The organism is Acetobacter lambici (assembly GCF_011516885.1).
Classification (GTDB): domain Bacteria; phylum Pseudomonadota; class Alphaproteobacteria; order Acetobacterales; family Acetobacteraceae; genus Acetobacter; species Acetobacter lambici.
Map to the genome: position 1 here is coordinate 1 of NZ_WOTD01000044.1, position 14,943 is coordinate 14,943.

The window sequence follows — 14,943 nt, forward strand, 5'->3', positions numbered from 1 at the left end:
TCAAGCAGTTTCGCGCTATCGCAACCCGCTACGATAAACTGAAATCGACCTTCCTCGCAGCCGTGCAGTTCGCCTCAATCATCATCCTGCTTAACTGACGACACGCCGTAGTTCATTCGTATCTCCACTTGCGATCTTGCGCAACAGGCGGCGTACGATTTTGCCCGAGCGCGTGCGCGGCAGGTCTGGCACCAGATACACAGCCTCGGGCGCTGCGTACCGCCCGATCAACTGCACCACCAGCCGGCTGATACCCGCCTCGTCCAGCCCGGAGGTTACGTCCTTGCGGGGTATGGCAAACACGACCAGCGCCTGCCCCTTGACCGGGTGTTCCACCCCTACGGCCGCACATTCCACAATCCTGTGGTCCGCGCCCAATGCATCCTCCACCTCCGCCGTGCCAAGGCGGTGGCCTGCAATGTTGATCACATCATCCATACGTCCGGTTATCCAGTAGTATCCATCCTCATCCCGCCGTGCGCCATCACCCGTAAAGTACAGGCCCGGAGCCATGGCAAAATACGTCTGGCAGAAGCGGGCGTGGTCTCCCCAAATGGTGCGCGCCTGACCGGGCCATGAGCGGGCAATGCACAAAGCGCCTTCCGCCGCCCCCTGCTCCACCCGCCCCTGCTGGTCGAGCACGGCCATTTCTACCCCCGGCAGGGGCATGGTAGCCGATCCGGGTTTGAGGGACTGCACCCCCGGTATGGGACCAAGGACTATGCCCGCAGTCTCGGTCTGCCACCATGTATCGGCCACGGGGCAGCGTTTTTTGCCCACCACATCATGGTACCACAACCACGCATCGGGGCTTATGGGCTCACCCGCCACACCAAGCAGACGCAGGGAGGACAGGTTACGGCTGTTCACCACATCGTCCCCTTCGGCCATCATGGCGCGTACGGCGGTGGGGGCGGTAAAGAGCATACTCACCCTGTATTCATCAATCAGGTCAAACCACCGGCCCGGCCGGGGGTAGGTTGGCAGGCTGTCCGAGATCATGGTGGTGCCACCATTGGCCAGCGGGCCATACACCACGGAGGTATGCCCCGTAATCCAGGCCACATCCGCCGTGCACCACAGCACATCACCCGGCTGATGGGTATAGACCATGCCCATGGTGTAGGCCGCCCACACCATGTACCCCCCTGTTGCATGCACAACCGCCTTGGGCTTGCCCGTACTGCCCGAGGTATAGAGCATAAACAACGGGTCCTCCGCCCGCATGACGGCAGGCACAAAATCCGCCTCGAAATTATCTACAAAGTCATGAAAATCGTAGTCCCGGCCCGGCAGCATGGGCACGGCTTCCTCCGATGTGCGCACGACCAGCATGGAATGCACGCCACTATTGCCGCCCGCCTTGCGCAGGGCCTCGTCCATGCTCTGCTTGTAAGGCACGGGCTTGTTGCCACGCCACGCCATGTTGGCGGTAATAACGGCCACGGCCCCGCTATCCACCAGACGCTCGGCTATGCCCTCTGCCGAAAACCCGCCAAACAGCACCACATGCACCGCCCCAATACGTGCGCAGGCCAGCATGGACACAACCGCCTCCGCCACCATGGGCAGGCAGATGGCAACCCTGTGCCCCCGCTCCACCCCCAGATGGGTCAGGGCGTTGGCAAGGCGGCAGACCCGCTCGTGCAGGTCTTTGTAGGTCAGGCTTTCGGAGCGGCCCTGCGCCTCGCGCTGGCTGATCAGGGCCACCTGATCGCCCCGCTCGGTCAGGTGGCGGTCTATGCAGCAGACCGAGGCATTCAACGTGCCATCAGCAAACCAGCTGATGGAGACATCTTGTTCAAAACTCCCCACAAAACCCTGCGTGGGTTTGGAGCACCAGTGAATGCGCCGTGCCTGTTGCAGCCAGAACCCGTCCGGGTCGCGCCGGGCGTGTTCACGCATGGCCTGCAACTGCTCGGGCGTCATAATAGCCGGGTAGTAAGGGTAGTTGCGGGCTGGAATGGTTAATTGGTCCGTCATGGTCTTGTATCCCCTGTTCTTGTTGTTTGTGTGGGACAGAAGTCTGCGGTGCTCAGGCGGCGTTGCGGTCGGGTTGGCCAATATGGGGCAGAACGGTGGCCACAATGCCTGCATCAAGCGTTTCGTAATCATAATACCGGAGTGTTCTGTATAGTTCCTCGCGGGTTTGCATCCGCTCCAGCATGGCCTGCGTACCACCCGTGCGCGCAATGGTTGCAAACAGGTCCGCCTGCGCCTTGTTGGCGGCCCGCAGGGAGCTGACCGGCCATATGACCATGCTGTAGCCCATGGCCTCGAATTCGCTGGCCGTAAAATAGGGCGAACGGCCAAACTCGGTCATGTTGGCAAGTAGGGGCACATCAGGCAGGCGGCGCGCAAACTCCCTGAACATGTCTTCCGATATCAACGCCTCGGGGAAAATGGCGTCGGCCCCTGCCTCGTAATACAACCGGGCGCGGGCTACGGCTCCATCCAGCCCTTCCGAGCCTGCGGCATCCGTGCGGGCAATCACCACCATGTCACGCCGGGCACGGGCGGCGGCGGCCACTTTTTGTGCCATTTCCTGTGGGGAGACGAGTTTTTTATCATTCAGGTGCCCGCATTTTTTGGGCAGGATCTGGTCCTCAATATGCACGGCAGCCGCTCCTGCCTCCTCAAACGCGCGGACCATGTTCATCACGTTCAGGGTTTCACCATACCCTGTATCGCCATCCACCAGCACGGGCAGACCTGTGGCGCGCACAACCTGACGGATGAAAAAACACACCTCGTCTATGGTAATAATACCAAGATCGGGCAGACCCATGCTTGCGGTCATGGCGGCCCCGGACAGGTAGAGTACGCCAAAGCCGCAGTCCCTCGCCTGTAGGGCTGCCTGCCCGTTATGTGCGCCGGGGATCTGCATAATCCCTTTGCGGTGCATCATCTCTTTAAAACGCTGTCCCGCTGGTGTTGCGGGCAGGTCCTTGCCTACCAGATAGGTCATGCGGCGTACTCCAGTCCATCGCGTTCACGTAAGGGGGTGAGCGGGCGTGCATCCGGGCCTGTATAATTGGCGGAGGGGCGAATGATTTTTCCATCCACGCGCTGTTCCATAATATGCGCGCACCAGCCCGTAACGCGGGCCATAACAAAAACGGGGGTGAACATGGGGGTGGGAATCCCCATGGCGTTGTAGGAAACAGCACTGAACCAATCGAGGTTGGGGAACATTTTTTTCTGGTCCGCCATAATCCGCTCTATGCGCTCGGCCACGGTGTAGAGCCGCATGGTGCCATTGCGGCGGGAGAGGTCCCTTGCCGTTTCCTTGATAATCTCGTTCCTTGGATCAGCCAGTGTGTACACCGGATGACCAAAGCCGATAATCACCTCTTTGCCCTCCAGCCTGCGGCGGATATCCGCCTCGGCCTCGTCCGCCGTGTGGTAGCGCTGCTGAATATCCAGCGCCACCTCGTTGGCTCCCCCATGTTTGGGGCCACGCAGCGCGCCAATGGCCGCAGTAATGGCGGAATACATATCCGCCCCTGTGCCCGCCACCACGCGGGAGGCAAAGGTGGAGGCATTGAACTCATGCTCGGCATACAGAATGAGCGAGGTATGCATGGCCTGCACCCAGTCCGCAGGAGGCGTATAGCCATGCAGCAGATGCAAAAAGTGCCCGCCCACGCTCTCATCCTCCGTGCGGGTTTCTATCCGCCGCCCGTGGTTGGAGTAATGGTACCAGTAGAGCAGCATGGAGGCTGTGGAGGCGACCAGCCTGTCCGCAATCTCGCGCGCACCTGCGGTTGGGCAATCGCTCCGCTCGGGCAGGGCGCAGCCCAGAACAGACACCGCCGTACGCAGCACATCCATGGGGTGGGTGGAGGCAGGCAGGCGCTCCAGTGTGGCCCGCACAATATCGGGAATATCGCGCAGGCTGATCAGGTGGCGTTTGTAGCCTTCCAACTCCGCCGTGTTGGGCAGGTAGCCGTGGATCAGCAGGTAGGCGACCTCCTCAAACGTGCAGGCACGGGCGAGGTCTTTTATGTCATACCCACGGTAGTGCAGGTCGTTTCCACTGTGGCCGACCGTGCTCAGGGCCGTATTGCCCGCCACGGTGCCGGACAGGGCCACGGATTTTTTGGGTTTTGTGCGGTGCAGTTCGGTGTGCATCATCCTTGCTCCCCTGCCTTGTGTGTTCTGTCTGTCAGGACGTCAGGGCCGCTGTGTGCTGGGTGTTTTTTGCACCCGCGCCAGACTGGCCAAAGTTGAAAATACCTTCCACCTTATTGGTCTGCATGTCCTGCGGTGGAATGTGCAGTTCAAGCTGGTGGAGTTCCCCCGCCCCCAGTTCGGGCAGGCGCTGGACAGCGGCCAGAAAACGCTCAACCTCGGCAGGGGCCACAATCCCCTCAGACAGAGTGCGGAATTTTTTAATGTAATCCGCGCGCTGCCATGGTGTGGCCCCCAGCGTATGGGCATTGGCCACGGCCAGCTCATCCGCCAGCACGGTGCCGTTTTTCATGCGGATGACAATGCGCCCACCAAAGGCTTTTTTGTCGGGGTCACTCTCGTGGTAGCGTTGTGTCCACTCGGGTTTTTCAATCGTATGGATTTTTTTCCACAACCGCACCGTATCGGCCCTGCGCGCGCGCTCTGGCTCGTAAGAGCGCACGTGGTGCCAGCACCCATCCTGCAAGGCCACGGCCACAATATACATAATGGAGTGGTCCAGTGTTTCCCGCGTGGCCTGTGGGTCAAATTTTTGCGGGTCGTTGGAGCCAGTGCCAATAACGTAGTGGGTGTGGTGGCTGGTTTCGATCAGCACATCGTCCACATCCTCCCAGTTTCTGATTTTTTTGCCCATGTGGAAGGCAAGGTCGATCAGCGCCTGACTCTGGTATTCCGCCGAGTGTTCCTTGGTAAAGGAAGACAGAATGGCCCGCTTGGGTTCGCCCATGGTGGGCAGGGGCACGGTGTAGTGCGCGTCTTTTCCATCAAGCATCCATGCGATCACACCATCCTCCCCTTCATAGATCGGGGTGGGGGATGTTTCGCCCAGCATGGCGCGATCGACTGATTCCACGGCCATTTTGCCCGCATGGGCAGGGGCATAAGCCTTCCAGGACGATATTTCGCCCTTGCGGCTCTGGCGTGTGGCGGTGGTCACGTGCAGCGCCTGACCAATGGCCTGATAAATGACCGAAGGCGGCAGGCGCAACAGCGTGCCAATGCCCGCGGCAACAGACGGGCCAAGGTGGGCCACATGGTCAATCTTGTGCTTGTGCAGGCATATGGCGCGAGCCAGATCGATCTGGATTTCGTACCCCGTGGCAATGCCCCGGATCAGGTCCGCGCCACTGCGGTTACACTGCTGTGCCACCGCCAGAATGCCGGGAATATTATCCCCCGGATGGGAGTATTCGGCCGCCAAAAACGTATCGTGGTAGTCCAGTTCGCGCACGGCGGTGCCATTGGCCCATGCCGCCCACTCCGCATGCACACGTACATCCGGCCCCATGCCAAACACCGTAGCACCACCGGGCCTGCGGTGGGCCAGTGCCTCGGTCCGGGCACTCATGACCGCATGACGGTTGACCGAGGCCATGGCCACGGCGGCATTGTCGATCATGCGGTTGATGATCATGTCAGCCACAGCGGGTTCCACCGCAACCGGGTCCGCCGCTACCTGCGCAATTTTCCATGCAAGCTGGTCCGCGCGGTTCAGGCGTTCACTCTCGGGGTGTACGCGCACTTCATGATTTTGCATTGTTCCGGCCCTTGCCATCTTGTGATCTGGGGAAACAGTTGCAGACTGTTGCGTAAAGCAGCAGAGGAATAAGAGTAAAAAGAAGCGAAGGAATTCGCCCCCATTGCAAAGTCTGTGAAGGTTGGTGTGCATGCCCAGAACCAGAACCAAGCTGTTCGCCGGTAACAGACTGCGCCAGTTGCGCCAGCGCGAGGGCATGACACAGGCCGTGCTGGCGGAGTGTGTTGGCGTATCCCTCAGCTACCTCAACCAGCTTGAGCGCAACCACCGCCCCCTGCCTGACCATCTGCTGCAAAACCTGTGCGAGCGCTTTGCCATAAGCCCCGCATGGTTTGCCGACACGCGCGAGGCCCATGCCGTGCAGGCCCTGCGCGAGACCATGGCCGACCCGATTTTTAAAAACGCACCACTCCAACTGGCCAAAATGGCGGAAGCCGCCCGCCAGAGCCCGGAGCTGTGCGAGGCATTTTTAACCCTCTACCGCGCCTATGCGTTTGATCAGGAACGGCGCGAACACGCGTCCTCCGCCACCAGCACACCCCCGCTTGAACCCTACGAGGCCGTAGGCAACTGGGTACAGGACCACAATAATTATTTTCATGAACTTGATAGTGCAGCCGAGGATTTTTACGAACACCTAACCCCGCCCGAAGGAGCCTTGGGCATAGCCCTTGTGCAGCACCTGCAAGACCGGCACGGTCTGGGCATAACCCATAATACGGACATGCAGGAGCGCGGTCTGGTCTGGCGCATTGACCGGCACAAACGCCAGATCCAGCTCCCCCACAACCAGCCGCCCGAAAGCACGCTGTTTTTTCTGGCCCAGATTATTGGCCTGCTTGAACACAACCGCCTGATGACCGACATTTTGCGCCGCGAAGGCCCAAAGGAACGCAATGCACAAGAACTCGCCCGCGTGTATCTTGGCAACTACTTTGCTGGCGCGCTGATCCTGCCCTATGCGCGGTTCCTGCACAAAGCCCAGAGCATGCGCTACGATGTGGATGACCTACGCCGCCACTTTGGCGTCAGTTTTGAGCAGATCTGCCACCGCCTGAGCACCATGCAGCGTTTTGGTGCGGAAGGCATTCCGTTCTACTTTCTCAAACTCGATATTGCGGGGAATATTCTTAAAAGTTTTTCGGCCAACCGTTTTTCTCAGGCCCGCTTTGGTGGTCCGTGCCCGTTGTGGAATGTGTTCCGCGCCTTTGCAACACCGGGGCAGATACAGGTCCAGCTTTCACAGACCACGGATGATTCCATTTACCTTAATGTTGCCCGCACGGTCGGACGGGAGGGGGTAAGCTACGCCGACCGCCCCCGCCAGATTGCCATGGTGCTGGGCTGCACCATAGCGGACGCGGCAAAAACCGTTTACGCCGCCGGGCTTAATCTGGAGGACCACACGCTGGTTGTGCCTATTGGGCCGGGGTGCCGGGCCTGCGGGCGGGAGCAGTGCAGCCACCGCTCGCTCCCTGTTTCTGGCAGGGTGCTGGACACGGGCAGTAATGCCCGCGGCGTTGTGCCCTACCGGGCCGTGCCCGAACATTAAAAAACCCGCTCAGGGAGCGGGTTGGGTACTGGTGGAGCAAGGGGAAGGAGGAGAAGAAAGAACTTCTTCCAGACTGACCGGGGATGCAAAACAGTCTGGAAGTTCGGGGGGATAGTATTTTAACGGTAGTCACGACAACCACAGATTGTCGCGGTGATGCCCCTTGCCCCACCAGCAGAAACGCCTTCATCACCGCGACAATTTGATAATAAGAACAATTCTCATCTTGTCGCAAGCAAAAAAACAGGGGATGGCGTATTTTTTTTCGCCACCCCCTGTTTTTTGTTTTCAGCCTTCTGTTTTAAAAGACTTTTTTAGTGTGCGGCCCCCACAGCAGAATCCACTTTGGGAGCAGCAGACGTTGCCGCAGCAGGTGCCGCCGGAGTGGTGGTCACAGGAGTAGCTGGGGCCGCTGCCGGAGCCGCCGGGGTGGAAGCCGAGGCAGGAGCCACAGCCGCGTTACCCTGTGCGGCAGCTTTGGTCGGAGCCTGAGCACCTGCGGGCTGGTCCACAAAATCGTCCGAGACGAACACAATGCTATCGAGCAACTGGTCCAGTGCTTCCTTCGCCTGTGCGGCCTGTCGGCCTTCTGTCAGCACACGGGCGCGGTACAGGGTGCTTTTGGTCTGTTCCAGCGGGGCAAGGGCGATAATAAAGTCAGCATCTTCGCCCACAACCTGAAGGTTCTGCTGGGCCTGCGTGTTCTGCCCGGCCTTGAGCGCCTGATTGGCCTGCTGGGCTGCGGCTTTTTTATCGGGAGCCAGTGTTTCGGTCAGAATGAACTCACCACCCACGGGAATCCACGTAACAGCGCCGGTTGTGGGTTTATGCGTGGCGGAAACAGGGTGCTGGGGCGCGGGCTGCAACTGGTCTTCCGCCGCATAAAAACGCCGGTTATCCTTTTGTGCGGCCACAAAACGCTTTTGCGCATCATAAATCGGGGGGATCGCCGCATCGGTTTTACCCTGTGCCAGCAGGTCACGCGCAACCAGCACATCCTGCAAGGCCTTCTGCCCGTCTACAGAGAGGTGATGCAGCGCACGCCCGGCCTTGAACTTTTCCCAATCCGTGTGAATGGCGCCAGCATGGGCTGCCGAAGCACTGACCATAAGAGCGGCCACTGCCGCCAAAGATGCCTTAAAACGCATGAAAATAATCCTGACCGAAAATGTTGAACACTGAAACATAAGGATTCAACCTCAATATCTGGTTAGTAAAATGCGTTTCTCAAGGTGTTGGTTGTGGAATACGCAGCATTAAAAAATTTATTATTTTTGGAAACCTTGCTGTATTGGCCACGCATCTCCCAAACACATCGCCCATTATGCAATACAGCCATGTTTTAAAAACACACGCATAGGCTCCAAGCCTGGGGCCGCACCCCCGGTTCTGTTGTGGCACCAGAGCGGTTTGCACCACCCCCAACCCGCGAAAAAATCCTCTTTACGTCAGATTCGTCCACAGATTCTGCGGATGCTCCAGTGCATAAGCCTGTGGATAATGTGTACAGGTGGTGTGAGTGCCCATAAACGCACGCAACACGGCACCATGCCCCGCACCCGATTGGTTCCCTTTGTCATGCAACTGTCACACTGCATCAGTCATGCGCTTGCTACATGCCTGCCAATCAACCACACCGGCGAGGCAGAGGGTTCGATTGTTAAACAACACAGACGAGTGCAGCATCTGGCTGGCCACCCATATTCTCCCGCATGAAGGCCATATCCGCACAGGATTACGCCGCTACGCCGACATTGAACCGGACGATATTATTCACGAGGCCTATGTGATCATGGCGCAGGCGGAGTGGTCAGCCGTTACCAACCCGCGCGCCTATTTTGTGTCCGTCTGCCGCAATCTTGTCATGCAGCATTACAGGCGCGCGCGCATGGTGCCGGTCACAAGCCTTGCCCTTATGCAGGCCGACACCATGGCCGATGCCGCCCCCTCGGCCGAGCGGGTGGTGCATGCCCGGCAGGAAATGCGTTTTCTGGAAAAAGCCATTGCAAAACTCCCTGCCCGGTGCAGGGACATTTTTATTCTGCGCCGCGCACGGGGCCTGACACAAAAGGAATGTGCCGCGCAATTGAGCATTTCTGAAAATATTGTAGAAAAACAGCTTGCCCGCGCACTTGTTTTTCTGTCCAAGGAATATTCGGAATCAGACAGGGAGATGACCGTTGATGAGGAGAGACGCCCGCGTCTCGCCCACTCTCGCAAACGCCAGCCCTGACGAGGCGGCGGCAGGATGGACGGCCCGGCTGGACCAAGGCCCCCTATCCGCAGGCGAACAGCAGGCACTACAGCAATGGCTGGAGCAGGATATACGACACAAGGGAGCCTTCCTGCGTGCAAAGGCCATATGGCATGCAAGCGGCAGGCTGGCAGCACTTGAAGGCTCCAAAACCCCCGCCATTGCGCACCCGACCACCCTGCCCGTCCTGCCACGCCGCCGCTTTTTTGCCGCCGCCGCTGCTGCTGCCGTGCTGCTGGCCGCCCCCAAGCGGCAGGGTAAGGCCAACAGCCTTTACACAACCAGCAACGCGGTCTCCGCCCCGCTGGGCACCGCTTTTGGCACCATTACGCTGGACTGCTACTCCAGACTTAAAATGGGGCTGGAGAGCAACCGGCTGGTTAGCGGGCGCTGCTGTGTGCTGGGCCGGACCGGTATGGTCATGAAGGCGGGTAACCTCATTTTTGTGCCGCAGGGCCGCCTGTTGCTATCGTGCACACCAACACAGGTTACGGCCACGGCCATATCTGGCACGGTGCGGCTGCGCAGGCACCATTCGGATGAATGGTGGACCCTGACATCTGGCGCGCAGATCACCCTGAGCGGAGATCTCCCCCCCGAAGTGCGCAGCCTGATGCCCGAAGAACTAGATGCCCAGAACGCATGGAGCCTTGGCCGACTGGAAGTGCATGACGAGAGCATGGCCAGCATTGCCAGCACCTTCAACCGCTACAACCAGAGGCAGCTCCACGTTGCCCCCGCTCTGGCCAACCGCCGCCTGACAGGTGTTTTCAGCCTGAACCAGCCCGAGGCATTTGCAACGGCTGCGCGCAGCATACTGGGGGCCAGACTGAACGAAAGCCCACAGACCCTTCTGCTGTATTAGCATTTCAGGCCATGTGGCCCGTGCGCCAACCTGTCTTATTTGTGTAACAAAAAAAACCAGCGGAAAATACGGCGGTTTTGACTCTTAACGGTATGTTCGTCACAAGCAGGGCAACTACCGTGCAGTCTTTTTCTTCCCGCCTTTCCTCCCTTTCCCTCGGCCTTTGTGGCGTATCCGTTCTGTCTGCTTCCCATGCTCTGGCCGCTCCCGTGCATTTTGCCATTCCCGCGGGGCCATTAAACCAGACGGTTGTCACCTTCAGCCGCCAGTCTGGGCAACAGGTCGCACTGGATAGCACACTGGCCACCAAAGCCACCTCCACCCCGGTTTACGGGACCATGGAGCCAGATGCGGCACTCAACCACCTGTTGCAAGGCACAGGTCTGGACGTGGATGCACGCCAAAAAGGCATGCTGATCTTGCGTAAAGCCCCCACAACACCCACCAAAGCCGCACAGCATGCGGAACTGAAAAAAGAAAAGAACACGGACGAACATATTACTGTTCTGGGCCGCGCCATGCGCCTGTCCCCCGCTGTTGTGCCGCTGGATATTACGGAACCTACATCACGCATCCAGAGCAACTTTATCAGCAACAACATTATTCCACTGGCCAGCGTGGACGATATTATCAAGTTCCAGCCCAGCATATGGACACAAAACCCGAACGGGCCGGGTGTTGGCAAAGCAGAAACCATGAGCCTGCGCGGTTTTCAGGACGGGCAGTACAACATGACGTATGACGGCATTCCCTTTGGTGATGCCTCGGACCTGCACCACACAACATCCTCTTTATTTATCTCGCATTTTCTGGGGGAAGCGCAGATCGACCGTGGCCCCGGCACGGCCTCCACTATTGGCAATGCCACCTTTGGCGGCACGGTGGGCTTCCGCTCCAAAAGCGCGCCGAGCAAGGCGGGCGTGCAGTTGTATGGCACGTATGGCAGCTTTAACACCCGCGCGGGCGGGCTGGAACTGGACAGCGGAAAAACCCGCTTTGGCAAGGCCGTGCTGGACATGCAGCATGAGGAAACGGATGGCTACCTGAGCAATTCGTTTGAAAAACGCAGCAACATTATGTTCAAGGACGAAATCCAGCTTGCGGATGAAACCAGCCTGACTGTCCAGACGACCTACAACAAGGAATGGCAGTACACAACACAGGGCGCCACGCTGGAAGACTACGCCAAATACGGCAAAAACTACGGCCTGTGCAAAGACCCCACCCGGCAGTGCTATTATGGCTACAACCCCAGCACCTACACATCCGACTTTAGCTATATTGCCCTCAAAACCCGCCTGAATGACTGGCTGAGCCTGCAAAACTCCGTTTACACAACAGGGTTTGAACATGAATATACGGAATCAACCGATTCCTCCCAGCGCTCGCTCGATGCCAACGGCGTCACCTTTTACAATACGGCGGGCCAGAAAGTTGCAACATATGCTTCGGACATTCCCGGTAAATATGCGGATGCTCACTTCCGCAACTATGGCGATACACTGAACCTGACGGCAAAAACCCACTACGTGGATGTGCAGCTTGGCGTATGGGCGGATGTGCAAAAGGACAAACGGGTCAGCTACGCGGTTGATCTTTCCAAGGGGGCTATACCGGTTCCGGGCAAAACAGGTAGCCCTTACAGCTATAATATTTCGGACACCAACACCACGCTCCAGCCTTATCTGGAACTGGACATACACCCCATGCGGGGCATGACCATCAAGCCCGGTGTCAAATTTTCCTACTTCCACCGTGACTATGATGCGGCGTTGAACAAATCCACCAAAAAGCCGCTTGATGCCACACAGACCTTTACGTCCTGGCAGCCCTCCATTGCCATCAACCAGCGCCTTATGGACCAGTGGAGCGTTTACGGGCAGGTCGCCCGTGGCTTTCTGGCCCCCCCCATATCCGTGTTTCAGGTCGGAGATGTCGGGAATGTCAAACCGGAAACAACCATGAACTATCAGGTTGGTTCCGTCTACCGTGACAAAAAATGGATGCTGGCGGCAGACGCCTACTACATCGATTTTTCAAACTACATTGCCGCAGCACAGATTTCCGTGCCCGGCTACGGCACAACCTCCACCTACGTTAACAGTGGCGGGGCCATATACAAGGGGCTGGAGCTGGAGGCGCAGTACGTTATTGGCTATGGCCTGTCCATTTACGGCAACTACAGTGTTAACAGCGCCAAATACAAACATACCGATGTAAAGGTAGCCTCCAGCCCCAACATGCTGGCCTCCTTTGGTCTGCTGTATGAGAACGAACGAGGGGCCTATTTTTCCATTATTGGCAAATATGTTGGCAAGCACTGGGGGTTGGACAGCATGACCAACGCCGCAGGCAACACGCAGTTTGCCAACCAGTATAAAATTGGCAGCAACGTAACGGCGGACCTTGCGCTGGGCTGGCGCATCCGCAATGCTGGCAGCGTGTTCCGCGAAATTACGCCAAGCCTTAAAATTGGCAATCTGTTCAACAACCGGGCCATTAGCAACTTTGCTGGCAACCAGAGCTATGGCGATGCCCCCCTTTACTGGCGCAACCCCGGGCGCAGCGTGTTCTTCAACCTTGCGGTGACCATACCATGAGACATCTTGCATTTTTCTGCACACTGCTTGTGGCAACACCCGCCCTTGCCGCCACCCCAACGCCACCCCCTGCCACACAGCAGGGGGCACAACTGGAGCGGGTGGTCCTGCTTGCCCGCCACGGCATACGCAGCCCCACCAAACCACCCCAGACGCTGCAAACCCAGACCGGCCACATATGGGCGCAATGGCCCGTGGCCCCAGGTGAGCTAACAGACCACGGCAAACAGGCGCTAACCCAGATGGTGGAACTGGTGCGCCAGCATTACACGCAGGCAGGCCTGCTCCACCCAACCACCTGCCCCACACCGGGCAGTATTGCCATATGGGCCGATGCCAAGGACCACCGCACGCGTGAGAGTGGGAGCCTATGGGCCGAACATCTGGCCCCCACATGCGGCCTGCACGCGCAGGCTTTGCCCGATGGGCAGGAAGACCCAATTTTTGCAGGCCCGCCAGACCCGCTGAACGCGCCGGACCAGCGCGCCATTACGCGTGAATTTGACCAGCGCGCACACGCCATCCCCCCCTCTGTGGGAGCTGGCATGAACACGTTGCAGGCCGTTCTGGCCCCCACAGCCTGCACAACAGACACCCCCCACTGCCTGAGCGCCAACATGGCCACACTGGCCTGGAAAAAAGGCAAACCCCACCTTGAAGGCGGCATTGCAACCGGCGGCACGGCGGCGGAAAATCTGCTTTTGGAATATGCTCAGGGCATGCCAGAACAGGCCGAGCCGTTTGACGGGCACGCGCCCGCAACCCTGATCGGGCAGGTCTTCCCCCTCCATACCGAGGAAAGCTGGCTGGTCCGCCGCCTGCTCACACTGGCTGCGCGCAAAGGTGCCCCCATGGCACAAGCCGTGCAGAATGCGCTGGCAGGCAAACCTGTGGCAGGCGTGCCTGCTGTAACAGAGCAGACAAAACTGTTCGTGCTCTCCGGCCATGACACCAATCTGGACATACTGGCCACCCTGTACAGGCTGGACTGGTCCTTTGCCGACCAGCCAGACCCCACGGCCCCCGATACCACACTGGCCTTTGAGCTATGGCGCACGGCCAGTGGTCCGCATATTGTTGTACGGCTGTTCCATCAGGGGCTGGAGGCACTGCGCACGCTGGCAACACCAGACCCGGCACTGGATAGTCAGGTTATTGCTAGCGGCCCATCATTGCAGGCTTTGCGGCCCGCTAGCGCACACTAGGGCCACCCCCGCTCACACCGGTCTTGCACTACCGGTGTGAGCGGGCACCTTTGCAAACGCCCCACCCACCCCCATATTTACGGCATGACCAACGCACGGACCAATGCGGGCACACCCCACCCGCCCGAACTCCTGCGGCAGCGCCGCATGGCCCTGCTGCTTGTCCAGCTACCGGACAAAACACGCGGCTGGCTGTTCTGGCTCCGTGAGCCAAGGCAAAAATGGCTCCGCCTGCCAACCGGGGTATTGCTGATTGCGGGAGGGCTTTTCTCCTTCCTGCCCGTGCTGGGTCTGTGGATGCTTCCGCTAGGCGTTGCCCTACTGGCGGAGGATTTTGCCCTGTGCCGCAGAATATGCGCGCGCATGCTGGACTGGATCATCCGGCGCAAACCCCACTGGCTTGGCATAACACCGGACGAAACGGAGGAAGACGCATACCACCGCATTCGCCCCTTACTCCCCCCAAACCACAGGGCGGATATGGCGGAGCAGGCGGGCGCTTAAGCCCATCCACGCCAGCCAGCGCGCCATGGATTATGGCCGGGTGGGCGGGCAGGAGGCGGGCGGCAGGTCAATGACCGTTTGCGCCCGCACCATGGGGTCCACCGAATGCAGGAGCGTGCTTATACCAACCGTTGATTGCTATAACCCATGAGCCCACTTGCGCAGTCCGATTGACATGATGCGCCATGGTTGATCGACGAGCTGGTTCCAGGCATGGCAGGCGATATCGACG

The 14,943-nt window shown here is 59.0% G+C and carries 10 protein-coding genes and 2 pseudogenes; 7 read left to right on the forward strand and 5 right to left on the reverse strand.

Annotated features, from left to right (window positions below; translation table 11 throughout):
• Positions 1-98, forward strand: a pseudogene (locus GOB86_RS12870) (IS5/IS1182 family transposase); the annotation flags it as partial.
• Here GOB86_RS12870 and acs read toward each other — a convergent pair.
• The 4 genes from acs to GOB86_RS12890 are packed head-to-tail and all read right to left on the reverse strand — an operon-like array spanning position 91 to position 5,731.
• On the reverse strand, positions 91-1,983 hold the full coding sequence (gene acs, locus GOB86_RS12875; RefSeq protein ID WP_165992888.1) for an acetate--CoA ligase: 1,893 nt from the start codon (positions 1,981-1,983) through the stop codon (positions 91-93). The pseudogene GOB86_RS12870 and the gene acs sit on opposite strands and share 8 nt — an antisense overlap.
• 52 nt (positions 1,984-2,035) lie before the next feature.
• Positions 2,036-2,968 (reverse strand): methylisocitrate lyase, encoded by a 933-nt coding sequence (gene prpB, locus GOB86_RS12880; RefSeq protein WP_165992890.1) that lies wholly within the window; start codon positions 2,966-2,968, stop codon positions 2,036-2,038.
• Positions 2,965-4,134, reverse strand: a complete 1,170-nt coding sequence (gene prpC / locus GOB86_RS12885; protein ID WP_165992903.1) for a bifunctional 2-methylcitrate synthase/citrate synthase — start codon at positions 4,132-4,134, stop codon at positions 2,965-2,967. The genes prpB and prpC overlap by 4 nt, the downstream gene beginning before the upstream one ends.
• Positions 4,135-4,168: 34 nt before the next feature.
• A complete protein-coding gene (locus GOB86_RS12890) occupies positions 4,169-5,731 on the reverse strand; it encodes an MmgE/PrpD family protein (protein ID WP_165992892.1) in 1,563 nt (520 codons plus the stop codon).
• 130 nt (positions 5,732-5,861) lie between these two features.
• On the opposite strand from GOB86_RS12890, the gene GOB86_RS12895 reads away from it, so the two are divergent.
• Entirely contained in the window at positions 5,862-7,283 is a 1,422-nt protein-coding gene (locus GOB86_RS12895) for a helix-turn-helix domain-containing protein (RefSeq protein ID WP_165992894.1), read from the forward strand.
• Positions 7,284-7,756: 473 nt separating this feature from the next.
• Here GOB86_RS12895 and GOB86_RS12900 read toward each other — a convergent pair.
• A pseudogene (locus tag GOB86_RS12900) lies at positions 7,757-8,431 on the reverse strand (YfdX family protein); the annotation flags it as partial.
• 509 nt (positions 8,432-8,940) lie between these two features.
• Between GOB86_RS12900 and GOB86_RS12905 the strand changes: the two are divergent.
• The 5 genes from GOB86_RS12905 to GOB86_RS12925 all read left to right on the forward strand — a co-directional run bounded on the left by GOB86_RS12905 (position 8,941) and on the right by GOB86_RS12925 (position 14,711).
• A complete protein-coding gene (locus tag GOB86_RS12905) occupies positions 8,941-9,516 on the forward strand; it encodes an RNA polymerase sigma factor (RefSeq protein WP_165992897.1) in 576 nt (191 codons plus the stop codon).
• Complete coding sequence (locus tag GOB86_RS12910) at positions 9,467-10,402, forward strand: FecR family protein (RefSeq protein ID WP_165992899.1); 936 nt, start codon at positions 9,467-9,469, stop codon at positions 10,400-10,402. The genes GOB86_RS12905 and GOB86_RS12910 overlap by 50 nt, the downstream gene beginning before the upstream one ends.
• 119 nt (positions 10,403-10,521) lie before the next feature.
• Positions 10,522-13,002 carry a TonB-dependent receptor domain-containing protein gene (locus GOB86_RS12915; RefSeq protein ID WP_253544336.1) on the forward strand — a complete coding sequence of 827 codons (2,481 nt, stop codon included), beginning with the start codon at positions 10,522-10,524 and terminating at the stop codon, positions 13,000-13,002.
• Positions 12,999-14,207, forward strand: a complete 1,209-nt coding sequence (locus tag GOB86_RS12920; RefSeq protein ID WP_165992901.1) for a histidine-type phosphatase — start codon at positions 12,999-13,001, stop codon at positions 14,205-14,207. Before GOB86_RS12915 ends, GOB86_RS12920 begins: the two co-directional genes overlap by 4 nt.
• Positions 14,208-14,243: 36 nt before the next feature.
• Positions 14,244-14,711 (forward strand): hypothetical protein, encoded by a 468-nt coding sequence (locus GOB86_RS12925; protein ID WP_253544335.1) that lies wholly within the window; start codon positions 14,244-14,246, stop codon positions 14,709-14,711.
• Positions 14,712-14,943 lie beyond the last annotated feature (232 nt).

Excerpts from the sequence above, each read along its gene's own strand:
- acs (WP_165992888.1), bottom strand. The coding sequence starts at position 1,983 with ATGACGGACCAATTAACCATTCCAGCCCGCAACTACCCTTACTACCCG.
- prpB (WP_165992890.1), bottom strand. The coding sequence starts at position 2,968 with ATGACCTATCTGGTAGGCAAGGACCTGCCCGCAACACCAGCGGGACAG.
- prpC (WP_165992903.1), bottom strand. The coding sequence starts at position 4,134 with ATGCACACCGAACTGCACCGCACAAAACCCAAAAAATCCGTGGCCCTG.
- GOB86_RS12890 (WP_165992892.1), bottom strand. The coding sequence starts at position 5,731 with ATGCAAAATCATGAAGTGCGCGTACACCCCGAGAGTGAACGCCTGAAC.
- GOB86_RS12895 (WP_165992894.1), top strand. The coding sequence starts at position 5,862 with ATGCCCAGAACCAGAACCAAGCTGTTCGCCGGTAACAGACTGCGCCAG.
- GOB86_RS12910 (WP_165992899.1), top strand. The coding sequence starts at position 9,467 with ATGAGGAGAGACGCCCGCGTCTCGCCCACTCTCGCAAACGCCAGCCCT.
- GOB86_RS12920 (WP_165992901.1), top strand. The coding sequence starts at position 12,999 with ATGAGACATCTTGCATTTTTCTGCACACTGCTTGTGGCAACACCCGCC.